Annotated in this window: 25 protein-coding genes; 24 read left to right on the forward strand and 1 reads right to left on the reverse strand. The window is 70.7% G+C overall.

Annotation, left to right across the window (positions count from 1 at the left end):
• Position 1: 1 nt before the first annotated feature.
• The 17 genes from NBY69_RS30595 (at position 2) to NBY69_RS37445 (ending at position 18,561) form a co-directional block, all read left to right on the forward strand.
• Positions 2-2,446, forward strand: coding sequence for an ATP/GTP-binding protein (locus tag NBY69_RS30595; RefSeq protein WP_250305141.1), 2,445 nt, complete (start codon positions 2-4; stop codon positions 2,444-2,446).
• Complete coding sequence (locus NBY69_RS30600) at positions 2,443-3,456, forward strand: replication-relaxation family protein (RefSeq protein ID WP_250305142.1); 1,014 nt, start codon at positions 2,443-2,445, stop codon at positions 3,454-3,456. The genes NBY69_RS30595 and NBY69_RS30600 overlap by 4 nt, the downstream gene beginning before the upstream one ends.
• 51 nt (positions 3,457-3,507) lie before the next feature.
• Entirely contained in the window at positions 3,508-4,806 is a 1,299-nt protein-coding gene (locus NBY69_RS30605; RefSeq protein WP_250305143.1) for a ParB N-terminal domain-containing protein, read from the forward strand.
• Positions 4,803-5,915, forward strand: coding sequence for a DUF4417 domain-containing protein (locus tag NBY69_RS30610; RefSeq protein WP_250305144.1), 1,113 nt, complete (start codon positions 4,803-4,805; stop codon positions 5,913-5,915). The genes NBY69_RS30605 and NBY69_RS30610 overlap by 4 nt, the downstream gene beginning before the upstream one ends.
• A 133-nt stretch (positions 5,916-6,048) precedes the next feature.
• Complete coding sequence (locus NBY69_RS30615; RefSeq protein WP_250305145.1) at positions 6,049-6,732, forward strand: NUDIX hydrolase; 684 nt, start codon at positions 6,049-6,051, stop codon at positions 6,730-6,732.
• A 165-nt stretch (positions 6,733-6,897) separates the two neighbouring features.
• Positions 6,898-7,293 carry a hypothetical protein gene (locus tag NBY69_RS30620; protein WP_250305146.1) on the forward strand — a complete coding sequence of 132 codons (396 nt, stop codon included), beginning with the start codon at positions 6,898-6,900 and terminating at the stop codon, positions 7,291-7,293.
• A complete protein-coding gene (locus NBY69_RS30625) occupies positions 7,293-10,013 on the forward strand; it encodes a hypothetical protein (RefSeq protein WP_250305147.1) in 2,721 nt (906 codons plus the stop codon). The genes NBY69_RS30620 and NBY69_RS30625 overlap by 1 nt, the downstream gene beginning before the upstream one ends.
• Positions 10,013-12,268, forward strand: a complete 2,256-nt coding sequence (locus NBY69_RS30630; protein ID WP_250305148.1) for a hypothetical protein — start codon at positions 10,013-10,015, stop codon at positions 12,266-12,268. The genes NBY69_RS30625 and NBY69_RS30630 overlap by 1 nt, the downstream gene beginning before the upstream one ends.
• A 38-nt stretch (positions 12,269-12,306) precedes the next feature.
• Positions 12,307-12,771: a hypothetical protein gene (locus NBY69_RS30635; protein WP_250305149.1), complete on the forward strand. Its 465-nt coding sequence runs from the start codon at positions 12,307-12,309 to the stop codon at positions 12,769-12,771.
• A gap of 122 nt (positions 12,772-12,893) precedes the next feature.
• Entirely contained in the window at positions 12,894-13,460 is a 567-nt protein-coding gene (locus NBY69_RS30640) for a helix-turn-helix transcriptional regulator (protein ID WP_250305150.1), read from the forward strand.
• On the forward strand, positions 13,457-13,879 hold the full coding sequence (locus NBY69_RS30645) for a hypothetical protein (RefSeq protein ID WP_250305151.1): 423 nt from the start codon (positions 13,457-13,459) through the stop codon (positions 13,877-13,879). Before NBY69_RS30640 ends, NBY69_RS30645 begins: the two co-directional genes overlap by 4 nt.
• A 330-nt stretch (positions 13,880-14,209) precedes the next feature.
• Positions 14,210-14,716: a hypothetical protein gene (locus NBY69_RS30650; RefSeq protein WP_250305152.1), complete on the forward strand. Its 507-nt coding sequence runs from the start codon at positions 14,210-14,212 to the stop codon at positions 14,714-14,716.
• A gap of 213 nt (positions 14,717-14,929) precedes the next feature.
• A complete protein-coding gene (locus NBY69_RS30655; protein WP_250305153.1) occupies positions 14,930-15,202 on the forward strand; it encodes a hypothetical protein in 273 nt (90 codons plus the stop codon).
• Positions 15,192-15,587, forward strand: a complete 396-nt coding sequence (locus NBY69_RS30660; protein WP_250305154.1) for a hypothetical protein — start codon at positions 15,192-15,194, stop codon at positions 15,585-15,587. Before NBY69_RS30655 ends, NBY69_RS30660 begins: the two co-directional genes overlap by 11 nt.
• On the forward strand, positions 15,584-16,360 hold the full coding sequence (locus NBY69_RS30665; RefSeq protein ID WP_250305155.1) for a GP88 family protein: 777 nt from the start codon (positions 15,584-15,586) through the stop codon (positions 16,358-16,360). The genes NBY69_RS30660 and NBY69_RS30665 overlap by 4 nt, the downstream gene beginning before the upstream one ends.
• Positions 16,361-16,634: 274 nt before the next feature.
• Positions 16,635-17,738, forward strand: coding sequence for a hypothetical protein (locus tag NBY69_RS30670; protein WP_250305156.1), 1,104 nt, complete (start codon positions 16,635-16,637; stop codon positions 17,736-17,738).
• 58 nt (positions 17,739-17,796) lie between these two features.
• Complete coding sequence (locus NBY69_RS37445; protein WP_284349743.1) at positions 17,797-18,561, forward strand: hypothetical protein; 765 nt, start codon at positions 17,797-17,799, stop codon at positions 18,559-18,561.
• Positions 18,562-18,655: 94 nt separating this feature from the next.
• On the opposite strand, the gene NBY69_RS30680 is transcribed toward NBY69_RS37445, so the two are convergent.
• A complete protein-coding gene (locus tag NBY69_RS30680; protein WP_250305157.1) occupies positions 18,656-20,290 on the reverse strand; it encodes an ADP-ribosylglycohydrolase family protein in 1,635 nt (544 codons plus the stop codon).
• Between the two features lie 365 nt (positions 20,291-20,655).
• On the opposite strand from NBY69_RS30680, the gene NBY69_RS30685 reads away from it, so the two are divergent.
• The 7 genes from NBY69_RS30685 to NBY69_RS30715 all read left to right on the forward strand — a co-directional run bounded on the left by NBY69_RS30685 (position 20,656) and on the right by NBY69_RS30715 (position 25,446).
• Positions 20,656-20,943, forward strand: a complete 288-nt coding sequence (locus NBY69_RS30685; protein WP_250305158.1) for a hypothetical protein — start codon at positions 20,656-20,658, stop codon at positions 20,941-20,943.
• Positions 20,940-21,554, forward strand: coding sequence for a hypothetical protein (locus NBY69_RS30690; RefSeq protein ID WP_250305159.1), 615 nt, complete (start codon positions 20,940-20,942; stop codon positions 21,552-21,554). The genes NBY69_RS30685 and NBY69_RS30690 overlap by 4 nt, the downstream gene beginning before the upstream one ends.
• 193 nt (positions 21,555-21,747) lie before the next feature.
• The gene (locus tag NBY69_RS30695) at positions 21,748-22,470 is read left to right on the forward strand and encodes a hypothetical protein (RefSeq protein ID WP_250305160.1); all 723 of its coding nucleotides are present in this window, start codon (positions 21,748-21,750) and stop codon (positions 22,468-22,470) included.
• Positions 22,467-23,039 (forward strand): hypothetical protein, encoded by a 573-nt coding sequence (locus tag NBY69_RS30700; protein ID WP_250305161.1) that lies wholly within the window; start codon positions 22,467-22,469, stop codon positions 23,037-23,039. The genes NBY69_RS30695 and NBY69_RS30700 overlap by 4 nt, the downstream gene beginning before the upstream one ends.
• A gap of 100 nt (positions 23,040-23,139) precedes the next feature.
• Positions 23,140-23,904, forward strand: coding sequence for a hypothetical protein (locus NBY69_RS30705; protein ID WP_250305162.1), 765 nt, complete (start codon positions 23,140-23,142; stop codon positions 23,902-23,904).
• A gap of 422 nt (positions 23,905-24,326) precedes the next feature.
• A complete protein-coding gene (locus NBY69_RS30710) occupies positions 24,327-24,920 on the forward strand; it encodes a cell envelope biogenesis protein OmpA (RefSeq protein WP_250305163.1) in 594 nt (197 codons plus the stop codon).
• A gap of 46 nt (positions 24,921-24,966) precedes the next feature.
• Positions 24,967-25,446: a hypothetical protein gene (locus NBY69_RS30715; RefSeq protein WP_250305164.1), complete on the forward strand. Its 480-nt coding sequence runs from the start codon at positions 24,967-24,969 to the stop codon at positions 25,444-25,446.
• The last annotated feature ends 49 nt before the right edge of the window (positions 25,447-25,495 follow it).

Raw genomic sequence — 25,495 nt, forward strand, 5'->3', positions numbered from 1 at the left:
CATGAGCAAGCCGTCCGACTCCGACGCGGCCGTGAGCCTGTCCAAGAACACCCCGCCGGCCGCCGAGCGCCGACTCTATGTCGCGCGCGCCGAACTGGCCCTGGCGCTGCCGGACCACCTGGCCCTGCGGGACGTCCCGCTGAAGCCCGACCCGCTCGAGGCCCTGGCTGCCGCGGTCGCCGATGTCCGTGCCTCCCTCCAGGAGCGAGCCGACCTCGTCCTGGACCTGGTCCCCGTCGCCGCGGGCAAGGTCGCCCGCCGGCGCAGCCGGCTGCTGGCCGCCGCCCGGCGCTCGACGAACGGTATGCCCGCCATCCCCGGGATGCCGCGCCAGGGTGGGGGCGGCTCCGGCTTCAGCCTCGACCGGCTGTCCTCGATCGGCTCGGAGATCGCCGCCGAGATGCGCGGCGCCCAGGCGCAGCGTCCTTCCGCGGGCAACCGCCCCCAGGCGCAGCGCATGCTCAACACGACCGACATGAAGGCCGCGATGGGGAAGTTCCACCCGGGCGTCAACCCGGTCTTCGACCTTCAGCTGCTCCTGCGCACCTGCTCCACCGACCCGCACCGACCGCGTCTTCTGCTGGACCAGCTCCTCGCGGCCTTGGAGGGCTGGGCGGGCGACAACTACCTGCGGCCTGTCGGGCTGAACCTCGGCCTCACCCGGCTGCGCGCCGACTCGGTTTTCTACCGTCAGCACTTCGACCGGCGCTTTGAGACGGGGCTCTTCGCCCCGCGCCGACGCGGGTGGGTGACCGGTGAGGAGATCGCCGGGCTGCTGAAGCCCCCGACCAAGCACAATTCCGCGGCGAACGTGATGCGCTCCGGCGGTGTGGTCCCGCCGCCTCACCCGGGGCTGCCCTCGTGGACCGGCCAGCCCGACCTGCTTCCGCTCGGCTGGGTCTCCCGGCCCGGCGGCGGAGAGCGCCTGGCCGGCATCCCGCTGCGCTACCTGCTCTTCGCTCTGTTCCTCGGCAAGGCTGGCTACGGCAAGACGGAGATGTCACTGGTCCAGGCGATCGCGTTGGCCCACAACGGGCACGGCATCCTGTTTCTGGATCCGCATGGGGACGGCTGGCAGAGGGCTCGCCCGTACCTCGCGCACCGTGAGCTCGCGCCGCGGATCTGGGAGATCGACCTGACCTCGCCCGACATGAACGCCATGGTCGCGTCCTGGAACCCGCTGTCGATGCAGAACCGCAAAGAGGAGGACATCCCCGACATCGTCCAGTACGTAGTCACTGGTTTCTCCAGCGCGTTGAACTGGAGTGACTCGGCGGGCCGCGCCAAGACGATCCTCACCCGCTCGGTCGAGTCGCTCGTGGAGCTGTCTCTGCTGCTCGCGAAGGCCGGAAAGCCCGAACTCGCTCCGACGATTTTCCAGATCCGCACGATCCTCACCGACGAGGAGTGGCGCGATGCGGTCGTCCCCTACCTGTCGAAGAACCTGAGGGACTTCTGGGAGAAGACCTACAAGAAGTACCCGGGCGAGGCGACGCCGGTCGTCACCAACATCATCGAGCGCCTCGACAGCAGCAACGCCGTGAAGGCCTTCCTCGGCTCGTCGCTGTCCACCTACGACATCCGCACCGCCATGGACCAGGGCAAGGTGGTCTTCATCTGCCCGTCGGGCACGGGCGACACCGACCGGATCGTTTCGTGCCTGCTGATCTACGACCTGTTCCGGGCCGGCCTGTCTCGCCGGGACATACCCGTGGCGGACCGTAAGGACTTCTACTGCTTCATCGACGAGCTCACCGCGGTCGACGGTGCGAGCAAGGGCACGTTGGCGGCGATTGCTGAGCAGTTGAGGAAGTTCCGGGTCAAGCTCTTGGCGATGACGCAGATGGCGCAGCGTCTGACCCCGACGACCAGGCAGGGGCTGCTGCAGAACTTGTCGGTGCTCTCGACGACCGCCAGCGACATCGACGAGGCGCTGCTGGTGACCCGGCGCTGGGGCAAGAAGGTCGATCCGGACACCATCACCGCCCTGCGGCCGTACAACTACGTGATGTCGGTGACCCTGGGCGACGGGCGCACAGACCCGTTCCGGGTACGGGGCGCCAGCGTCGAGGAGCTGTACGAGGACTACCACCGTCCCGACGATCTGCCGAAGCTGTCGGCGTCCGTCGACCAGAACCTGCGCCGGCGCCCGGTCCGGGACATCCTCGACGACCTCCGTCGGCTCGACAACCGCATCATGCGTGCCCTCACCTCGATCGAGGTGCAGCCGGACGATGACGAGGACGTGCCCCGCGATCAGGGGGGCGCCGCAGACAACGGCGCCCCTGCCCAGGCCGAGGACGCGGCCGAGAGCGGGCGGGTTCGGATCAGCAAGGACCCGGGCACTGTGATCAGCGGCTCCCACGACGAGGAACCGCCGTACGACGAGGAAGAGCCGCCGTACGACGAGGACGGCGGCCCGGCCGGCGGGTCGGTGGTCGTATGACCATGATCAGCGAAGCCCCCGCTCCGATCGCGGAGCAGCGCGCCAGCTTCCACTCCATCGGCACCCGGGTACTCCATGTGCTGTACCAGCACCGGGTGATGTCCACCGATCAGCTGCAGCGGCTGCTGCTGCCGGCGGCGAGCGCCTCCTACCTGCGCCGTCAGCTCCGCGGCCTCCTGGCGGCCGGCCTGGTCCAGCGCATCTGGGCCGGCCACCAGCCCCAGGCGGCCGGGCAAGGGGAGCGCAAGACGCGGCGCCCGACCAAGCCGCCGTACCTGTGGTTCCTGACCGAGGAGGGCGCGCAGTCCGTGGAGGACGGCGGGGAGCTTCACCCGCGGCCCTACCGGATCACGCCGGAGGCGGTCGCTGGTGCCCGGCAGCAGCACACCCTGGCGGTCAACGAGACGGGCATCGCCTTCGCGCGGCACGCGGCTCGGCTGGGGCACGAGTGCGGCCCCCTCGACTGGACACCGGAGGTCGCCCACCGGATCCGGGATGGGCAGCGCCGTTTCGAAGATGATCATGTCATTAGCGATGCGGTCCTCAGCTACGTGCATGTGCGCCGGGGGCAGCGGGCGATGATGACGCTGTTCCTGGAGCTGGACCGCGCCACGATGACCGCTGCCCGGCTGGCGGCCAAGATCGCGGCGTACGGCCGGATGCACGAGTACGTGCCGCAGCACCCCGACCGGGCCCGCCGGTCGGCGGCTTCGAGCCGGCCGGCGTGGCAGTACACCTACCCCGTCTTCCCCCGGCTCCTCGTGGTCCTGGACGGCAGGCCCTCGCCCACGCTCGCCTCCCGGCTCGCCGCGCGGACCGAAGACCTCTACACCCTGACCCGGGCGGATCCTCGGCTCTCGCGTCTGGCCGGCCGGCTGTCGATCGGCGTGACCACCCTGCAGCTCTTGCAGGAGCGGGGCCCGTTCGAGCCGATCTTCACGCCGCTCCTGCGCGGCACCCCCGAGCAGCGGCCTCCGCTGACCGACCTGTACCTCAAGACCGCTCAGTGAGCCGGCGCGGCCCACACGGCCGCGCCGCCACCGCACGAAGGACACCAGCTCATGACCATCGCCACGGTGGAAGACACGCCGCCCGAGGGCGGCAGCATGATCCAGCTGACCGAGATCCTGCACCGCAGCACCAAGCTGAGGCAGCGCCGCTTCGAGATGCTGCCGATGCGCGGACCGGGCAGTCCGTTCACCGAACCCCAAGGGCGCAAGCCCGGCGACGTGACCGCCCCGGAGGAGCTGTCCGACCTCATCTCGTCGATGTCGGTCGTGGGCATGCTCGAACCCGTCCTGGCAGAGGAGATCACCGTCGCCGGCCGCGCCCCGACCATCCGCTTGGTCACCGGCGAGCGCCGCCTGCGGGCCATGCGCTGGGGTGCTCAGAACCTTCCGGACAACCCGCACTTCGCGGCGCTGGCCGCCGTCGTGTGCCCGGGCCCGCTCAGCGACGAAGAGCGGCATATGTGGAGATTTGTGGAAAATTTCGCCCGGGAGCCTCTGCGGCCGGGTGAGCAGGCCGCTGCCCTGATGTACCAGCGGTGCGCCGTGCTGGTCGGCAAGCTGCTGCGGGCCGGCAAGCCCGTCCCAGGCCACGTCTACGCCATCACCGACAGCGTCGAGCGTTTCAAGGCGTTGGAGAAGATCCGCGGTACGGACCAGAGCTGCGCGGCTCCCTGGACTGAGGTCCTCGGCCGCCTCGGCCTCCAGCTCACCGAGCGCAAGGCCACCGAACTCGTTCGCGCCTTCCGGGAGCTGCCCCGGGAGCTGACCGAGGAGATGGACGAGGAGGCCGTCCGTCTCAACACCAGGATCAGGTTCGCGGCGCTGCGCCGCGGGCGGGAGGGCGCGGCGGCCGATATCTGGGCGGCGCTGAAGGGCAGCAGCCGACTGCACCTGCTGCCCAGTGCCGTCGACATCGGCCTGACGGCACCGGAGCTCGAGCCGGACGAGGTGATCGAGGCCGCGGAGGACCGTCTGGAGCGGGCAAACGCAGGCCGCCGCCGCGCGCTCACCCGCGTCCCCGAGCCCCTCAACCCCGCGGACACGGAGACCGACGGAGGGGACGACGCCCAGGGGCCCGCCGACCAGGTCGAGCGCCCAGCTGTCGCCGCCGTTCTCGCTCCCCCCGCACAGGACACGCCACCGGCTCCGCCACCGGCTCCCGCTGCGGACTCCCAGGTGGTCCGCAGCGCCCTCGACGGACTCCGCGGCCTGCTGGCCGAGGTCCGCGCGGGACGTGAAGTCGCCCGGTACGACCGGGGGTCGCTGCGCCTAGCCCTCCGCGAACTCGAACAGCACCTGGCCGACGCGGCCAACCTCACCACGACCCAAGAGAGCGAGACCGCCGCATGACCACCGTTTCCCTTCAGATGCCCCGAGTCGGCCAGCCGCTGCCCCTGCCCGGCCGCGGATGCGACTGCCGCGCCTGCGCGTTCTGGGCCGGCCCGGACGGACGGGGCGGCCCGGCGACCGTCGAACCGCTCTGCTCGGGCACCAACTCGGACTGCTCGTACTGCGGCTGCGCCGCGACTGAGGCGGGTTCACCCGCCGGTGCCTGCGGCGGCTGCCCGATCCGCTGCGGATCGCGGACGGACATCGCCCAGTGGATGGCCGATGTGGGCGGAACTCTCACGTTCGACGACATCACCATCGACGGCACCCTGCCCGAGCTTCCGGCCTTCATCCCGATGACCGACGGCTCGGCCGTCACCCAGCTGGACGCCAGCCTGCGCTGGCCCGCGTACGGGGTTGGCCTCCGCCGCGTGTTCTCCCCCGACACGCACTCGATCTACCCCCGTTTCGCCGGCAAGCAGGCCCGCGAGGTCCTCGCTCTGCGCGGGGAGCAGAAGGCCGTCCTCGTCGGCTACGGGGAGGACCCGCTGGTCGAGGCGCTCTGGACGTACCGCAAGCGTGACGGCCTGATCGAGGAGATCGCCGCCCAAGGCTGGGACCTGGTGCTGGCCCCGAACTTTTCGATCTACGGCAACTGGCCGCGGACCGAGCACCTGCTCAACATGCGCCGATGCCTGCTGATCGCCCAGGAGCTGGCCGACGCCGGTGTGCCGACCGTCCCGAACATCTACTGGTTCCGGCTGGAGGACCTGAAGCGTTACACCTCCTGGATCGAGGACGCTCCGCCGCCCGCGATCGCCGTCAACCTGCAGACCGTCAGGGAGAACTCCAACTGGGACACGTGGGCTTTGCCCGGCCTGTACTGGCTGGCGGAGAACCTGCCGGCGGACATGCCGATCATCCTCACCGGGCTGTCGCGGATCGACCGGATCGCCCAGGTGGTCTCCCTCTTCGGCAATCGTCTGACCCTGGTCAGCCAGAATCCGCACCAGTACGCGCTGCACGGCGCGATCATGACCGCGAACGGCCGTGAGGACGTCCACGCCCGGCCGGGCGACGCCTTCGCCTCCACGGTCCAGTTCATGGCCTCACTCCTGCCACCGCGGTGAACGGCCGTCACACGAAGGCCCCGCTCGGCACCTCTATTGCCGATCCCCGCCCAGAGCTTCCGCAGGCCAGCTCCACCGGGCGCCACCACGACCGCATGCCCTGCCACGCGCCCCAGCCGAAGGGACACCGACGATGAACAAGTACGACGCTCTCAGGGCCGCCCGGCCCGAATGGTTCAAGAACACCCCCGGCGGGATCGACATCGAGACCTCCCCCGAAGCTGTCGCCCGCGCCGGAGGTGTCATCTACCAGGACACCAGGCGGATCGTGCTCTGCGACGCCGTGACCTTCCCCGGCGGCGCGCCCGGGACCTACCTGCGCACGATGAGCGCCTCCCATCAGCCCGGTGCCGCTGTCCTCCCGGTGCTTCCCGACGGGACGGTCGTGCTCGTCGAGCACTTTCGGCATGCCACCCGGTCCTGGCATCTGGAAGCGCCCCGCGGGTTCGGCGCGGCGGGTCTGACCTCGACCGACACCGCGGCCAAGGAGCTGGGCGAGGAGATCGGAGCGCACGCCCCCGAGCTGCTCGCCCTCGGCCGGGTCCACCCCGACACCGGTGCCCTGGGCGACGAGGTCCGCCTCTTCGCCGCGCTCATCACCTCGGTCGGCGCACTCGCCACAGCCGAAGGCATCCGCAAGGCGATTGCCCTGACGTTCGAGGAGGCCGAAGGGATGGTCCGCGACGGCCAGATCACCGACGGTCTGACCATCGCGCTGTTGTACCGGGCCCGGCTGCACGGCCTGGCCTCCCCCGCTGCTCGCCTGTACACCGCCTCGAAGCCCGCGGGCCGGCACAGGGCGGTGGCCGGCGTGTGATCCAGCCGCCCCGCGCCCGCCCCCCGAACCCGCCCGCCGACCGGTCCCGGTCGGCGGGCGGTCGCGCTTCCTGCGGCGGGTGGAGATCTCTCCCCGGGTCTCGGTCACACGGAGGCCGGGTTCGACACCTCTATCCGTCGAACCCGAAAAAGGAGGGCTTCCGTCATGTCGACACCACCCGAGCCGCAGCAGGAGAGCACCACGCCCGACGCCGAGACCACCTGGAAGCTGTGGATCCTGATGGTCTGGCACCCCGCCCTGGGGATGCCCGTCGACCCCGTCGCCATCCTCGCGCTGGACACCGCCGAAGATGCCGAACCGGCGCAGCACGTCGTCTGGGTGCCCCTGGTCTACGACGAGGCCAACCCCTGGCGCGAGCGGCTGGCCGAGGGAGTCTCACCCGAGCGGATCGCCCGGTGGGAGTCCGAGGCTGGCGCATGCCAGATCGCCGCGGCCGACCTGCCCGAGGGCGCCCTGGACCTGCGGCACGCCGCCGATCTGCTCCTCGACGAGCTGCTCGGTGAGGTCATCCCCGCGCTGCCCCCGCGGACCGGTGCGTGATGGGCACCAACTCCAAGAGCTCCCACTCCTCCTACGCCATAGCACCGGCCGGCGCTCCGGAGACCGCCGAGGGGAGTGAGGAGCTCGGCCTGGCCGCCGCGCCGGCGGAGCCCGAGCTCAGCGACGGCCTCGTCAAGGCGACGACCGACCTGATGGTCGCCATGGACAACCTGGACGCTCTCGCCGTCGGCAACGGCGTGGCGACCGGCAACTACCCGGAGCTGCCCGACGACCCGGTCGAGCGGTACGACATCTTCGCCGACCAGATCATGGCCGCTCGGGAGGCCATCGAGAAGCTGAAGGAGGAGGGCGCCTCCGAGGAGGAGGTCAAGGCGCAGCTCGACGCCCTGCGTGCGCAGTCCCTGGCCTACCTCACCGCGCTCGACCCCGAAGAGCTGCAGCAGATCGCCGCCGCCAAGGGGTTCGAACACCCTGCCCTGGTCGGCCTGTCCGGAAAGGGCCAGCACCCCCTCGTCCACTGGCTCGACCCCTACTACAACGACGACATCCCGTCCAAGCAGAAGATCCAGGCAGCCGCGCAGACGCGGTACGCGCAGCTCGCCGCCGGGCAGACCGTCGGCGGGATGACCCTGGCGGACCTCCAGCAGATCGAGGGCACCAGCGGCGCCCCCGACGCGCCGGCCGGAACGTGGGCAGCGACGCCGGATCAGTTCAATGCCGCGGTGGACGCGTGGAACCAGGCGAGCCACGAGGCGGCCTACGCCAAGGGGGTGCTGGACAGCGACAAGCTGAAGAACCTCCTCGACGCGGAGAAGCAGGTCCTGACCGCGCACTCGCCCGACACCCCTGGCCTGGAGACGAAGAAGAACGAGATCCAGGTGTGGACCGGCGACCCCCTGGCGGTCGCCAAGATCAACCAGTCGACCGTGATGCCGCTGGTCCAGGAGGCGCTGGCGTCGGGGGACATGTCCCTGACCGAGGCCCAGCACCTCAAGCCAGTCGAGCTCGTCGGGCTGCTGCGCACGGGGACGCCCGAGGCTGAGAAGGAGGCGCTGAAGGCGACCGCTCAGGCGCGGAAGGACCAGCTCAAGGCGCTCGACAACGCGCTGGACGTCCATCAGGGCGGCAAGCAGGACATCCACACCGAGCTGACGCTGCCCGACCTGGCCGGCAGCCCCGAGGCCGCGGCCCAGGTCGCCTCGTGGGCGAAGAGCAGCGGCGAGCTGCACACGCTGCAGCAGGAGGCGCAGGGGTGGATCCACGAGACCCTGCAGTCTCCCGTCGACATCGGTTTCGCCAACCCCGCGCTCCTCAACACCCACCAGGTCGACCCGAAGGCGCTGACCACCGAGTTCAACGCGTGGGCGAAGAACCAGAAGGTCGGGGATCTGCGTGCGGTGGCCGGCGAACTGGGGATGCCGGACCCGGGCAAGGCCAACCGTGCCCAGCTCCAGGGGTACATCGCCGCCAGCTTCAACCCCGCGCTGGACAAGGACGCGATCAACGCGAAGGTCCAGGCGACGGTGGCCAAGAAGCAGGCGGCCGCGGCCGCCAAGGCCGCGTCTCCGCTCGCCTCCGACGAGGCGGTCAACGCCCTCAAGTCCAAGCTCGCGAGCAGCACGGGCACTGCGTCCTCCCCGCCCGCGGTCGCCGCGGGTGCTGCGGGTTCCGGCGGTCTGACCCAGGAGAGCAAGGTCGAGGCCGCGATCAAGATGGGCGCCAGCCCCGTGCAGGCGCAGAAGCTGGCTCAGGCCGCCGCGGCGGGACCGGCGAAGCCGATCCCGAAGGCCCCGAAGAAGCCGGCCGCTCCGGGTTCGTTCAACGGGAAGGTCCAGGCGCTGATCGCCGGCCTCCAGCAGGTCAAGGCCACCGCTCAGGACGTGCCGGCCCGGATCGACTCCGATGTCGTCGGCTCGTGGGCCTTCGGTGCCGGGACGCCTGCCAACCTCGGGGGCACCTACAGCAAGTCCCTCCACGCCGCGCCGGACGGCTCCAGCTGGCTGTTCAAGGCGGACCACAACGGCGGGGTGATCGCCCACTCGGAGGCGGCCGCCTCCCACGCGCTCTCGCTGGGCGGTGTCCCGGCGGTCCCGGTGTATGTCAAGGAAGTGGGCGGCAAGGTCGGCAGTGTCCAGCCGATGCTCAAGGGCGCCAGTCACTTCGCCTCCGACCCGCACAAGTGGTCGCAGTCGGACGTCGACTCGATCGTGCGCTCCCACGTCGGCTCATGGATCGTCGGCGACCACGACGGCCACCCGGCCAACGTGCTGCGGACCGCCTCGGGCGGCCTGGTGCAGATCGACCGAGGGCAGGCGTTCAAGCACTGGGGCAGCGACAAGCTCTCCCTCGGCTACGCCCCCTCCGGCGGAGGGTCGTACGACCCGGTCCACCAGAAGCTCTACTCCGCGGCGCTCGGCGGCGGCCTGGCCGACGGCGTCAAGGTGAATCACGCCGTCGTGCAGCCGGTGATCAAGAACTTCGAGGCGATCCCGGACAGCCAGTGGCGCTCCATGCTGCACTCCACCGCGTACGAGGGCGCGAAGGCCGGCAGCGGCGTGCACTGGGTGCCCGCGATGCGCAAGCAGGCCGCCAAAAAGCACGGCATCGCGGCCGCGAAGGTCAGCACCGAGCAGATCGCCGAGGCGTTCCTCGACCACGCCGTCGAGCGCAAGCAGAACCTCCGCAAGGCGTTCGCGGAGTTCTTCGTCAAGGACCTGAAGATGCCGCAGGCGGCGTCGCTGAAGCACGGAGCTGAGTGATGGGCACCAACTCGAAGAGCAGCCACGAGTCCTACGCTGTCTCCCCGACCGTTTCGACCGAGGCACCCCCGGCGGCGCCGAACCTCTCGGCTACCGGCCCCGAGCCGGTGAGCGAGATTGACCCGGCGCTGCTGGCGTCGATGCTGATGCCCGACTTCACCAGCGATGTGCCGCTCGCCGAGCAGGGCGGTGCATGGACAACCGACGGCGAGCCGGTGTTCGGCGGGCAGGCGGGCGGTGAGATGCCGCCGGCCGCAGAGCCCGAGGAGCAGCAGCCGGAGGCCGCGGGCGGTCCCGTGGACGAGGCTGATGAACACGAGGCCGCGCACGAGCCGGCCGAGGAGGAGAGCGCCGACCTCGCTCCCGCCGCCGAGGAGGACGCCGAAGGCGCAGCCGGAGCCGGGCCCGCGTTCGAGGAGGAGGTCGAGGACGAGCCGGAGGAGGAGCCGGAGGACGCCGATCCGCCGCTGACGCCCGTTCCGGATGCTCCGGTGGCCGGCGCAGCCCTCGGCACGCCGATCCTGGTCGGAGGCGAGGACTTCCTCAACTCGCAGGCGGCGCTGGTCTCCTACATCTCCCCCGACGGTCCCCGCGAGGTGCTGCTCGCGCACGTCAGTGAGGAGGCCGAGGGCAAGCTGCTCGACGCGCTGAGCGTGTCGGGGACCAAGATGGTGAACGTCCAGGTCGAGGAGGAGACCAAGGAGCGGCTGGCGCTGGACAAGAAGGCCCAGCTCGCCGAGCTGGTGACCGCGGCGACGACCTCGGTTCAGCACAAGCTCAAGGGCGGCGACCCGATGTCCGAGGCTTCGATCCAGAAGCACCAGAAAGCCCTCGACGCCGTCAACGCAGTCCTTGCCTCGCCGAACCTGACGGACGACGAGAAGGCCATGGCCCAGTACTACCTGGACCAGGTCAACACCGTCGGCGAGAAGATCCAGAACGGCGGTGCGCCGATGGCGCACTTCGATCCGCACGGCCTGCCGGTCACCAAGATGGTGACCAAGCAGATACCGGCGCCGGCGGACGAGCCGGAGCCGGGAATGCTCACCGCGCAACTGCGCTCCGCCAGCCGCATCCAGGCCTCGCTCGACGGGCAGAGCGGCGAGTCGTCCTGGGACGGCAAGAGCCGCAACAAGGCCAACGGGAAGGAATACGCGATCGACCTGGGCGACGGCTGGAGCGCGGTGTACCGGCCGTACGCGGCCAACGACCCGCACAGCACCGAGTTCTCGATGCGTGGCCAGCTCGAGGTCCACGCCCCGGTCGGCGCCGGCCACGGCAAGCAGCTCGTCGACCGGCTAGAGCAACTGCACCTGGTCAACGCCCCGATGACGGCCGCCGAGGGTGAATGGACCTATCTGTCCAATAATGTGACCGCACAGAACCTGGCGGCCGCTCCCGGGATGAAGGCGGCCTTCGAAGAGGCCAAGGGGCTGGAGGACCTGCAGGTCCAGGAGATCGTGCACCAGCGAGCCGAGACGCTGATCGGCCTGGGGGAGGACGAGCTCCACTACCAGGTCAAGCGCATCCAGCTGGAAGCCGCGCAGAAGGTCCTGCCGAAGAAGGTGAAGGTGCTCAGGGAGGCCATCGCCAAGGCGACCGGCTTCGACAGCGGGGACGCGCTGGCGGCCAGCGCCGGGTACGACCCCACGCCCGCGACGTCCGGTGGCTGGCTGACGTGGTCCCGGTTCGACGTCACGGGCAAGACGGCGCAGATCAAGGAGGCGTACAAGGGCCGGTCGCTGACGCACAGCATCGGCAGCGGCGACATGGTCGCCCTGTTCGGCACCGGGGTGCTGGCCTCCACGGAGAAGCGCGCGGTCATGGGCATCGGCGGCGGGATCGGCATGTCCGAGCAGGCCGACAAGTACACGGGCGGGGCGAACTCCGTCTTCCTCCGCGTCTCGAACACCCCGGCGTCGGGCTACGGCGGCCAGTTGATCTGGGACGACCCGTCCGTCCTGATGCGCCGGTCCGACTACTACGCCTACAACGGCGACAAGTACGGGGTCAGCCCGGACAAGAAAAAGGCGTCGGGACTGACCCGCGACCCTCTGAAGATCGCCACGCACAGCGCGTCCAACAACGAGATCATGTTCCGCGACGGCGTCGACTTGTTGGGCGCGGAGGCGCCCAGCCGCATCGTCTGCCACTACGCGCACCAGCGCACCGCGCTGCTGGAGTCGTTCAAGGCCCGCGGCATCACCCACCTCGGCGGCAAGCCCGTCGAGGACGTCGTCAAGAGCAACCACTGAGGCCATCGGCCCGTCCCGCCCAGAAGGAGAATGTCCACATGAGCACTACCTGGCAGACCCGGCTCGCTGATGTCATCGCCGGCCGTCACAGCAGCAGCGGGGATCCGGTCGACGCCGGCGCGCAGCTGAGGGTGTTCGACGACGAGGGCACCGAGGTGTTCCTGCAGGCCCTCGCCCGTCACCACCGCGTCGACGAGGACGACCCGCAGTTGATATGGATACGGCCGCTGGTCGGCGGCGCGGAGTCCGCGGAACTCGGCTACCTGTTCAACCTCAGCGCGACCCGGCGCCGGGGCCTGAGCTGGACGCGGGCCCACCTGGAGGAGAACGGCGACGTCGCACTGCTCCTGCGGTCCGGCGAGACCGCGATCGTGCAGCCGGCCGAAGGCGACCTCCTGGCCGAGCTGCAGCGCTGGGACCGCTTCACCGACCGGCTCACCCGCGAGGAGGAAGCACAGCTCGACGCCCTGGACTCCGACTCGTGGCACGGGCAGTTCTCGTGACCGCGGCCACGGCATCCGGCCGGCCCGGAGCGTCTTGGCATGATGGTCCCGCCGCCGGCACCTCGCTGGCGGCGCTCCGCCGGCGCCCGGGCCGGCGCCGAAGGAACGGAGGAGGTACCAGCATGCGGACCACGCGACGCGGCGTCAGCAGCTTCGACGGCCGGCGCCTGGCGCTGGCCCGCGGTGGGCGTGGATTGACACCGAGCCAGCTGGCCTCCAAGGCCGCCGTCACCGTGACGGTCCTGAACCAGTACGAGGCCGAGGAGCGTCTGCCGGATCCGGGCACGCTCTTGCGCCTGGCCAAGGCCCTCGACTGCCAGGTCGCCGACCTGTGCCGGCCGACCGTCGTGACGCTGCGGGAGCTGCGCGAGCGCTCGGGCGCCAGCCAGCCGGAGGCGGCCACGGCCGCTGGGCACAAGCGCAGCGCGTACGCGATGCTCGAGCAGGGACGCACCAAGACTCTGGCGCCGCAGGCGGCCGAGGGTCTCGCCGCGCTCCTCGGAGTGGAACGCGATGCCGTGGAGGCCGCCCACGCCGCCTCGGTGGCCGGCCAGGCATCTCGGCCGGCGCCCCTTGTCCTGGAGGGGACTCTTCTGGACGGCCTGGCGGACCACTTCGGGATGGCCCCCGAGGACCTGCTCCACCTGGCACAGCGCGTCGCGGCCGGCGAGGGCGGTGAGTCACGATGACCTACCACCGCGGTCACCCGCTGACCGTCGCCCGGCACGAGGCCCTGCTCAGCCGGCTCCCTCCCTGCGAGGCCCAGCTGCCGGTGGACACGCGTTGGCTCCGGGAGCGTGCCGAGCTGTTCCGCCAGGCGGCGGAGCGGCCGTTCGCCCTCACCTTCGACACGGCCTGGTATGCCGAGGTCACCGGCCTGGCCTTCCACCCCCACTACGTTGCCCAGGTCTACCGGGGGGAGACCGGCGCCCGCCTTGAGACGCCGCTCATGGTGATGAGCCTGAACATGGTGCCGACGAGGGAGGACGCCGATCGCGTGCTCGCCCACGAGTGCATGCACTTGAGGGTTCCCTCCTACGGGCACAAGCGGGAAGCGTTCGCCTGCGCGCAGGAGATCTTGGACCGGGTCGGTTCGCTCGCTGCATAGCCTGCGCGGCACCCCCGTGCTCGGTGGCCTCCGGCCCGCGGAGGCACCGAGCACGGCCCGGCCCGGCTCCTGGAGTGCGGACCAGCGCTGGCAGTTCCGCCGGAAACAACAGCCCCGAGCATTGCTTAATTCCATGAGTGTGCGTATAGTCATTGCTGTGAGGGCGGGAGAGCACCTCACAGCGAAAACCACTCCGTAGGAGCCGCCTCGCGCGGCTCGCCCCTCCGCCACTCCCCCCGGGCGGCGGGGCCACGAGGCCCGGACCAGGCCACCCCCTCCCGGCCGGTCCGGGCCTCGCCCCCCTTCCGTGATCCCCGTCGAGGAGACGACATGCCCGGAACCATCAGCCCTGATCTGGACGCGATAGAGGACGCCGCTGTCCGGGCCGCCATCGCCCGCGCGACCGGCCTGGAATGCGGCACCCCGTCCGGCCCGGAGCCCACGATCCTGGACTCGGACTCCGACTCCGAACTGGAGGGCGTGGCCGCACTGCTCCGCCACCGGCTCGGGCTGGACGACAGCACCCGGCTGAGCGTGTACGAGGACGCCAACCACCCGCTGTTCCCCGGCGCGCAGCACTACCGCGCGGCCCGCGTCCAGCTCTCGCACGGCCGACGGCGCTACTTCTTCATCGCCGCCTACGAAGCCGGGACCGCCCGGCTGGCCTTCAGCGCGATCGCGCCGTGCTACGCCTGCCTCTCTCCGGTCCCCTCCGTCGCGATCGACTCCCTGGCGGACTTCGGCGACTTGCTCATGCACGCCCGGGACCAGCGCGAGGCCCCGCAGTTCCGCTCCTCGCCCGTCCACCGCGCCCACTGCCCGGTGCGCGGCGACTGACCGGCTCGCCCCCGGCACCGCCCCCGGTGCCCCAGTACGTCCCAGGTGCCCTCGGCTCTTCGAGCCGGGGGCACCCTGCATGAACGGCGCGCCGCACCCCCTACGCCGGCGCATCCCATCTGGTGTGGAACCCGTCCGGGCCGCGAGCGCTGACCTGTCCCCGTCGCGGCAGCGAGCCGACGTCGCCCGCCTCCACAAGAAGCGAGAGCAGCAGTGAACCCCTCTGCCCCTGCCACCGTCGTTGTGCATGTGAAGGCGGCCCGGACCGCCCTCTACGACCTCACCCTCCTCCTCAGCCTGCCCGAAGGTTCGAGCGCCGATCGCGCGGCGATCCGCAGCTACGTCGAAGACCTCCAGCCGGGCGTCCTGTCCGCCGCGTGCACCGACACCACGCTGGACCGGGTCACCGATGTCGTGCTCGTCGACGTCCTCGGCATCGAGCCGTCAGGCCACGGCGCCGACCCGGGAGCCCGCGATGACCGGTGACTCCCACGGCCCCTTCGGCCTCGTACTTCTCGACCCCAAGGCCCGGACCGGTGCGCCGTCGGATGACGGGTTCCGTAAGCGGTTGGCCGACTGGCTGCTGTTCATGGTCCCGATGTTCATCGCGGAGCAGCGGAACGCGACTGCCGACGAGATCGACCGCGCCCGCTCCGACGCTCTGGAGCAGATCGCCTCCCATGGCGACGACCTCCAGTTCGGGGGCAGGTACCAGAGCTCGTCCCGGACCGCACTGGCCAAGGGCTTCGCCGTCCTGGCCCGCGCCGAGGGCGGGGTCACCGCGCTCGGCGTGCACGCCTGCACCGCCCCGCACCCCTACTGCCCCGGCGAGCGAGCCACCACCCCCGACCTCTGCGAGACGATGAAATGACCACAACGCTGGCAACCGCCCCGGCAAAGAAGAAGCCTGCCGAGAAAAGGCTTCTCACGCAGAATTCACAGCTACGCAAGGAGGGTATCTTCAACTGGACTCTCCCGGCCTTCGTCATCAAACTTCCCGACGGCAAGAATTTCAATGTGTGCAGCCAGGCCGGCGCGTGCGCATCTCTTTGCTACGCCCGAGTCGGGGCCTACAGGTTCAAGAACGTCCGCGCCGCTCATATTCGCAATCTTCTGCTGTGCCGGGACTCTCCGAAGGAATGGGAGGAGCGTATGGCGAAGGAGTTGACGCACTCCCGCTACGACGGCAAGTGGATTCGCTTGCACGATTCCGGAGATTTTTTCTCGGACGATTACTTGTCGGCATGGATGCGCATTATGAGGGGAGCGCCGACCGTTCGCTTCTACTGCTACACCAAGGAAATTTCCCGGTTCCGACGGCTGGTGGAGAGCGACGCCCCCGACAATTTCCTTTGGTGTTACAGCCTCGGCGGACGCGAGGATCACCTCATCGACCTCAAGAACGAGAGGCATGCCGACGTCTTCCCCGATGTGGAGGCGCTCATCGCCGCCGGATATTCCGACCAGACCGAGTCCGACCTCCTGTCGGTGCTCAGCGATTCACCCCTCGTCGGAATTCCAGCCAATCGGATTCCGCATCTTCTCAAGCTCCAGGGCGCGGACACATTCTCCAGCCGCCAGCGAGCCCTGGATGAGAAGAAAAGCCAGCGCACGACCGAGAAGGCATACCGCCTGGCAACGTGACCGGATGCCCGACACCGGCGCGAGGGCGGGTCCAGCACTCAGCTGGGCCCGCCCTCGCGGCGTTCCGTGCTGCGGGGACACAGCACGCCCCGTCACATTGCGGAAGTCTATGAGTTTGGGTAATGTCGCTGGCGGGGTCGCTCCCTGCGGCTCTCGGCCAGCGCACAAGAGCTGCCGGCGGACGGATCCGCCGGCCGTGACCACAGACAGAGCCCGGTCGCCCCCGTGGGCAGTCCGGTACTACCGCCGGCCCAGCTGGCCCGATGGAGCGATCATGATTCCCGCAGGTTACGAGCGCAAGCACACCAACTTCGACAGGATGGCGGAGCGGTACAACGTAGACCGGACGTCGGGCGCCAAATGGTCCCAGGAGGAAGGCTTCCCGGAGGTCCTCTTCACGGCCGGCCAGGGCGAACAGCAGATCTACGACGAGGACGAGGTCGATGAGTGGCTGCGCGAGCACCACTTCGGCACGTGGGTGCAGTCGCAACAGGGCAAGACGAACCCGTTCGACCTGCCCAAGGGCGGTCCTCGTGATCTCCTGACGCTGCGCCGCATCGGCGAGCTCGAGGGTCGGGCCCTGAAGCGGGACGCCACTCCGGTCACCACCCTGCGCACCTACCTGTCCAAGAAGATCCTCGCGCCGGCTGACCGCACCCCGGACGACGGCGGCCAGCCGACCGTCACCGAGCCGATGTGGTTCCGCGAGACCGCTTACGCCTACATCACCCGGCCGCGGCGCACGCGCCGGGCGACCAAGGGGGAAGCGGCCGAGCGGCCGGCCGCGCCGAAGCAGAGCGCCGACACCGGCGACCTGCTCGACCTGGACCTGCCGGCGGGTGCGGACACAGACCTGTTCACCCTGCAGGAGATCGGCGAACTCGACGGCGAGGCCCGCGGGCGGGGCAAGGCCACCAGCGTCGGCACCATGAAGAACTACCTGTCGCAGAAGCTGCTGGCGCCGGCCGACCGGACGCCGGGCGACGGGCAGGAGCCGGCCGTTGACGAGCGCAAGTGGTACCGCTCGACGGCCTACACCTTCATCCGCCGCCCCGGGCGCCTGGGAGCGGCGGCTCGTGCTCTCCGACGGGATGCCGAGGCTCCGGGGCCGCTGCGGGACGATCTGAAGCTGCCGGCGGGCGCGGACACCGATCTGTTCACCCTGCAGGAGATCGGCAAGCTCGACGGGAAGGTGCGCGGGCGGGGCAAGGCCACCACCGTGGCGTCGATGCGGACGTACCTGTACGGCGGGCTGCTGGCGCCGGCCGACCGGATGCCGGGCGACGGGCAGGAGCCGGCCGTCGACGAGCCCAAGTGGTACCGCTCGACCGCCTATACCTTCATCCGCCGTCCCGGCAAGCTCGGCGGAGCCCGCTGATGGCAGACACCGCTCCGGCCCCCGCGGTCGGCACTCGGCACGACAGGACGGTGGAGTGATGAGCACCAGCAAGTCCCCTGCGGCGCGGCTGACCCGCGCGGGGATCGGGGAGACCTACGGCGAGGGCGTGCGGACGGTCGACGCCTGGGTGAGGTTGCTGAACTTTCCCGCCCCGGTCGCTGACGGGGAGTGGGACGCGGAGCAGGTCGATGCCTGGGTCAAGGTCAGCCGGCCGCAGTCCTGGCCCGGCCGGGCCGTTGCCTCCGCGGCGGACACCCCTGCGGCCGCGCAGGCGGAGACCGCCGGCGCGGCCGGAGCGGAGGAGGCTGCCGAAGAGGTCGAGCTGCTGGGGAAGTCCGGCCTGGCGCTGCGGTACAAGGTCTCCGAGACGACGGTGGACACCTGGACCAAGGTCGAGGGCTTCCCGGACGAGGCGGAACCCGGCCGGTGGCGTTCCCACGAGGTCGACACCTGGGTTGAGGATCACCGGGCGCACGTCTGGGCGGAGTTCAAGGGCGAGGGCCCCAAGGTCGTCATCCCGCCTCCGGAGGGCGACCCGAAGGACCTCTACGACGTCAGCGGCTACGGGGTGATCCTCGGCAACGCGACCCGGGGCGAGCCGCTGCCCCGGACGACGGCGCAGAACTACAAGCGGCAAGGCCACCTGGAGCCACCGGATCGGACCCCGGGGGACCGGAAGCGGCCCGAGGTGTTCGAGGACATGTGGTACCTGGAGACGATCACCCGGCACGTGTACTCCCGCAGGGGGCAGGGACGGGTGCGTGCCGGCCGGACGCGGCGTACGAACCGGAAGAAGAGCTGACCGCTGGAAGGCGGGGCATGGAAACGGGGTGTGGCTCCCAGGGAATCTTCCCTGGGAGCCACACCCCGTTTCCGCAGCTCAGCTGCACTGTGTTTCAGCGACGGTGGATCAGCTCGCGCCACCGCGACCGCCGAGCCGGGCGGAAGGCGGCCCGCTGGGGCTCCTCACCGGCCAGCTGGAAGACCGCGTCGAGCATTTCGGGGTGGTTCGGCAGCGTCCAGTAGGTGCCGAGTGCCCGGTTGACCTCTTGCAGCGCGTCCAGGGGCGGCACGCCGTCGGCGAGGTGGCTGTACAGGGCCGCGATGGCGGGGGTGCGGCTGCGTCCGGCCACGCAGTGGAGCAGGACGCGCTTGCCCTCCTGCCGGAGCCGCAGGACCTCGCGGGCGGCCTGGTCGAGGGTGAAGTGGAGGTGCGAGTTCGCGCCGGACTTGTCGACCAGCCACACCCGGGAGTGCTCGACATGGGCGCCGATCAGGATCGGGTCGGAGCCGACACGGCATAGGGAGACCACCGCGTCGACCGGCGCGGGACCGGTGTACTCGGTCAGGGCCAGGTTGCCCAGGAAGAGCCCGGGGTCGCGGGGGTGCCGGACGGAGAACGCCTTGCCCGAGGAGAGCGGCGTGGTGACCCGGGGTGCGGAGGGCCAGCCGTCGCGGTCGCTCTGCCCGGCGCGGGCCGTCAGCACAGCGAGACGGACAAGGTCGGCGCTGGTGTTGGACGGCCAGCCGTGGACCTTTCGCTGCCAGGCCAGCGGGATGGCCGAGCAGCCCCAGCGTGCGCCGAGCAGAGCACCGGCGATGGCGGCGACGGTGTCGGTGTCGCGGCCGCTGCGCACGGCGGCCTCCAGCGCGAGCTGGAAGTGCTGCGCGGCGAAGCGGCCCTGCCCCGGCTGGTCCTCGGGCACCGGCGTGCGGACGATGGCGGACCACGCGGCCTGGAGGGCTTCGACCACCCAGCCGTTGCGCTGGAAGTGGCGCGGGGGGTGGGCCTCGGCCTCGTCCAGGCGGGCCGCCCACACGCCCCGGCGTGCCTCGGGCAGGAGCTCAAGGCCCTCGCGGACGCCATCGAAGGTGCCGGTCAGGACGGCGGTCCTGATGCCGGAGCACCACAGGATGCACGCCTCGGCGCAGTCGGGGTCGGCGTGGGTCAGCTCGCTGACCAGCTTCGCGGCTTCGGCCATGGCGTTCGCGTCGTCCAGGTAGGCGAGCGCGACGGCGCCGGTCCTCATAAGCGAGCCGTTCCCGGCGCTGCTCTTCGGGTTGGCGGCCGCGTACCGGCGAGAGACGGTCAGCATCACCTCGGAGGGTGAGTCCCCCTTGCCCCGCGCTGTGGCGCTCAGGACGCTGCGCGTCTGGTTGCCCACGTCGGCCGGTCCGCCGCCGTACCAGCGGAGGAAGTTCGTGGCGATCGCGTCCAGTGCTTCCGGGGTGCGCAGATCGGCGCCGGTCGCGGCGACCTCGGCGATGCACACGTGCATCTGGGTGTCGTCGCTGTACTCACCGGGGGCGAAGTTGAAGGGGCCGCCGCCCTTCATCTCCGGGAACTGGCTGTCGCTCATGCTGGGCTTGAACTCGTACGGGACGCCCAACGCATCGCCCGACGCCGCGCCGAGGATGACGCCGGCGACACGGTCCATGGCCTTCTCGTCCAGGCGCGGCGCGGGGTCGGTGGCTGTGGGCCACGGCCCGAGGTCGGTGTAGGGGCGGGGGGAGGCGGAGGAAGAAGGCATGGGGGTCTCTTTCTGCGGGGCCGCTGGGGCCTGGGGCGGCGACCGCACACGGGCGGAGCCGGGAAGGAAGGGGCGCGGCGCGGGAAGTGGCCGGGCGGGGTCGCGGACTGTCCGCCGCGACGCATTGACAAGTTGTCATAGCGTCACGGCGCACGTCAAGGACATTGGCGAAGTTGCGTAAATCTATGAGTCTGCGTATGGTCGAGAACATCTGGAACGGCGAAGAGCTCCCGGATGCCCCTGTAACTCAGCTGAGCGGGCTGCAACTTGCAGATACGCGAGCGGCAGTCGGCTCCTCCCGGGGGCGTTCTCGCCCCCGGCGGCTGGCTGGAGCTGTGCCGCCCCGAGATCAACCGGAGTACGTCATGCTCGTCCCCGACCTGGCCCGGCTCGTCCGCGAGGCGGACCGCGACCAGCTCGCGGCCGCTGTCCTGGCGGCCGCTGACACCGTCTCCTGGTACACGCCGGCCCCGAAGCCCGACTACGGAGACACCGACCACAGCATCACTCGCAGCGCGGCGAAGGCCGAACTGGCCGAAGAGGTCGTGGACTCCGTGGTGCTCGCCCTGAGCGCGAGCGTCATCACAGACCCCGCGGGTGCGGGGGGCAGCATCGCGCACCCGGAGTCGCCCAGCCCCTCGACGGAGGAATGACCTTGACCGCCCACTGGCGATCCATCCCCATGCCGCCGAACATCGCGCGGCTCCCGCGCAACACCGCCGGGCGCCCGGTCCCCAGAAACACGCCCTGGCACGAGCCCGCCAGCAGCGGGGGACAGCTGGCCGTCAGGTCCAGCGTCGAACTGGGCGAGCATGTGGTGTGCCCGTGCGAGCCCGGTCGTGGAACGGCCGCGTTCGGCGACCAGTGCCCGCCCCGTCAGAGGGAGTTGATGTCGCAGCGCCTCTGCGGGATCTGCGGAAGAGCGATCAAGGCGACGAGCCGCCTGGTGTTCATCGGAGGCCCGAACGCCACCTTCTACATCGAGCCCCCGGTCCATCCCCGGTGTGCGGCGTACGCGCTGATGGTCTGTCCGACGCTGGCGGCTGCCGAGGACGTCGAGCTGACGATCGCCCGCACCTACAGCCTCCGCGAGCGCCGCATGACCGGCGTCTCCGCCGAGTACACGCTCATCTACGACCTGTTCCCGTACGGGGACCCCGCCGCCCGCCGCAGGGGGCCGCTGGACTTCTACCTGGCCTTCCCCGAGAACGCCTACCGGAACGCCGCCAAGGAGTGGCTGGCCGGTCACGCCCCCACGCTGTAGCCCGCCACCGAACGGGCGCGCAGGCGCCCCTGATGACGAGAGAGCCATGACGTGCAAGTGCGGGGCCCGTACGTACGAGGGCCACCTGGCGAAGACGCGGGCCGGCTACCCCGGCCACGCCTACCGCGGCGCTGTCTGGCGGCCCGGCCCCTGAAGGTCCGCAGCCGCCCCGATCGAGAGGAAGTACCGAACGATGCGAACCCCCGCCGACTCCCGCGCGGACGCCCAACGTCTGATCGAGGCCCTGGCCGCCCCCCTGCCCCTGAACGACGGGCGCCGCGCCAACGCCGTGCAGTCCGCCCTCATGGACAGCGGGCTGCTGAACCGGGACGACCTCGGCAGCTCACCCGCCGTCGCGGCCGCCGCCCGGGACGGCCTCACCAGCCTCGCCCACCTTCTGGACGCCCGCGTCCAGGGGCAGGGAGGCGGCCGGCTGCTGTTGCTCCTCCTCGCCGAACGCGAGCGGTTCACGCCGCACCCCGTGCCTGATGAAGCCGAGCTCCGCATCCGGGGAGCAGCCAGCGCCCTGTTGCACCTCGGCCTGTGGCACGTTGACGACACGCTGCGGCTCCTGGGCGGCGCTCTGCAGGTCCACTCCGAGGAAGCGCGTAATGCCGCAGGCGGCGACGCGCCGTTCCCCGCCCCCGGGGCCGGCCTCGTCCCGGTCACGCCGGGGCTGAGCACGGACGGCAGGGAGCTGCACCTGGCCGTCGGGGCGTTCGACGCCGACGGCGCCCTCTCCGTCTGCGGACGATGGCTGTCCGAGCGAGTGATCGACGACGCCAGCGATACCGTCCCGCCCAAGTGCGACACCTGCTTCGGCCTGTCCGCGCAGGGTCCGGCGCTCATCTTCACCGGCGAGGAACACGACGCGTGGACCGCCTTCACCGGGGCTCATCGCGGGGAGGAAGCGTGAGCGCCGACTCCGGCTCCGCGATCGAGCGCCGCCTCGCGGCTCAACTGCCGGACCCGATCGCCGCCCGGCCGAAGGACGCGCGCGGCTATCCGATCAGCTTCGTCACCGCACTGGGGGCCGGAGGGATGCCGGACTTCACCGAACTCGACGGACCCCGGCGCGCCAAGGCGATCATCGAGCACCTGTGCGGCCTGTGCGGGCAGCCGCTGCCGCTGGTCCGGGCGGTGATCGGAGGGCCGCAGGTGGTCGAGCACCACCTCGCGATGGATCCACCGATGTGCGTTCCGTGCGCGGTCTTCGCCGCCACCCACCCTGCGGCCGGCTGCCCGTTCCTCCTGAATCCGAGCGCGCGCTACCGCAAGGACCGGGCCACCCGGCCATCGTCACCGCTGGTGGCCCAGGAGCGACCGCAGCGCATGTACCTGGCTCGCACCTTTGCCCATGAGGCGATCCGGCTGGCACTGCCCGACGGATCGGAGGAGGTCATGGCGCGGTGTGCCCGCTGGACCAGCCTTGAGGAGATCCGCGCCGGGCAGCTGGTCGACGTCCGGCACCTCATTAGCCGTTGATTGCTTAACGCTATGAGTTCATATATGGTTATGGAGTTAGTGGCGGCGCGCGCCCCGCCACCCATCTCCGCGCTCCACCGTCCATCCCCTGGAGTACGCCATGCCGAGCACCGTCATGTCCGAAGTCGACGCGAACAGCCTCCTCGGCCTTCTGCGCAGCGCCCCCTTCTCCGCCCCGTACCTCGGCGAGACCATCGACTGGATCCGCCGGTCGGTACAGCAGGAGGCCGAGCAGGGCCGGGGCTCGCTCGACGTTGACACCGAGGCGCTGCGCCGCCTGGACGCGTACGCGACGGGCCTGGGTTCGGGCGCCGCCGAGCTCAGGCGCAGGCTCTCCGATGTCCGCCATGCGCTGGAGGCCGTCCGGCACGACCACTACCTCCGGTTGGTGGTCGGCCAGGGCGCCGGCGGCGGCACGGCGCAGGTCTCCCGTCGCGCCGAGCTCCTCAAGCTCGCCACCGCCGTCGGCAGTTCCCGCGTCGCCGCCGGGCCCACGGGGGCGATCGTGATCACCTCTGTGGGCTCCGGCAGCGTGGTCTTCCGGCCCGTCAGCCCGGAGGTCGCCCACCAGCTGAGGGGCGCAGCCCGCGAGCGCAAGGAAGCGATGGTGCGCCGCATCGCCGCCGTCCGCGATCTGCTCGCCCAGCATGTCCGGATGGTCGACTGGAGCGATCCGCGCACGGTCGGAGTCGTGGTCGACGGCAGCGACACGACGGTGACCGTGTCGTGGTGGGAATCGCACGTGGCGGGTGGCCCGAGCCTCTGGGTCGAAGGAGGGGTGCGGCTCCTGTGCGCGGCGCTCCTTTCCGATCGCGGTTACACGGTGACCCTGGCCTGCGACGGCGCCCTCCACATCGGCGCGTGACGGGCGTCGACGCGGTTCACCCCCACGCGGCGCCGGTTCGGCGGCTCTGCGATCAGCCCGGTAGCAGCCGGCCTGGCCTCCCGGACCGCTCCGCGGCGTCGAACCTCCCAGGACCGCCGACTGCGGCGCCCTGCCCGCGCTCTACGACCGACGACGGTGTGTGGGATGAACAATCGAGATTGCTTAAGTCTACGAATTCAGGTAACGTGTCTATTGTGCCGCTGATCCATCCGCGGGCGACCATCCGGTGGTCGTCGAGCCGGATGCCGTGCCCGCGGTATTGCCGCTGATCGGCCCCGATCCCGCGCCAGCGTGGAGGAATTCTCATGCCCAGCACCATTTCCGAAGCCTCATCACAACACCCTGCCTCACCGCCGTGCCCGGCATCAGGCGGGCGCGCGGTTAAGGCCGCGGGGCCGCCGGTGCCCATCCGGTGCCGCTCCCGGCAGCGCGTGGGCGGCCTCGTCGTCCCCTGGATCTCCTACCAGCACGGTGGGTACTCCGCCTTCGGCACCATCGACGCTGTCAGGGCTCAGCAGGCACTGACCGGGCGGCTGTGCCAGGTCTGCGGAGAACAGCTGGAGGAGCGCTTCTGTCTGGCGGTCCGGCCGATGGACGTCCGGGTCGGCTTCGCGTCCGAACCCGCACTCCACCCGGAGTGCCTGGCCTACAGCAAGCAGCGGTGCCCCATGCTCAACGGGACCGCCGCGTCGTATCGCACGAGTTCCGCACTCGCCAGGCATCCGGCGGGACGTCCGTGCGAGGACCCCGGCTGCCCTTGCCGGGAGGTCTCACCGGACCAGGGCCACTCCGCGCGCTCGGGTCGTCCCGCGGACGACTTCGACGCCTGGATGATCGACGCCGCCCACTACCGGATCAAGACGGCCCCGGAGCGGCCGAGCGTGCTGCTCGGGGTGGACCTGGCGGTCCCGGTCCTCCGCATCCGGCCTATCCGGAGGAACCCCCGGCCCGAACTGGACCGGCTCCGGGCCCTGATCAGCGCCCTGGGCCTGTAGCGCCCCACGCAGCCCCGCCCGCCCCGAGATCCCGGAGATACCTCCCATGACCACGACCACCCCCGAACCCCCAACGCAGAGGGCCGTCACGCACCTCAAGACCGCGTGCTTCGACCCGAACGGCCGGCTTCCCGACAAGATCAGCATGAAGATCCTCCACGCGCTGCTGACCGACGGATACGCCTACCGCCCGGACCGCGACGGCTACCGCCTCTCGGTCAAGGACGCGCTCGCCGAGACCGCGGGACCGGTCTTCATTACGGTGGAGGGCCGCAGAGCCGTCCTGAGCACACCGCAGCTGTACGCCCTGACCCGGCACGTCGAACCGAGCGGCCGTCTGGCGCCGAACGTGACCTGGCAGACGGCAAGCTCCCTCGTCGACCTCGGACTCGCCGAGTACCGCGACGCGAACGGGAACCCCAAACCGACCGACGGCGACACCGGCGTCTCCGGTGCAGTCCACTACCCGTTCCGCACCGGCCTCGGTCAGCAGGTCGCCGAAGTTCCGGCGCAGTCCGCCCGCTGACCCGTCCTCACACGGCGCCCGGCCACCGCCAGGCCGGGCGCCAACCCCG

It is taken from the genome of Streptomyces sp. A 4/2 (genome assembly GCF_940670765.1).
Classification (GTDB): Bacteria; Actinomycetota; Actinomycetes; order Streptomycetales; family Streptomycetaceae; genus Streptomyces.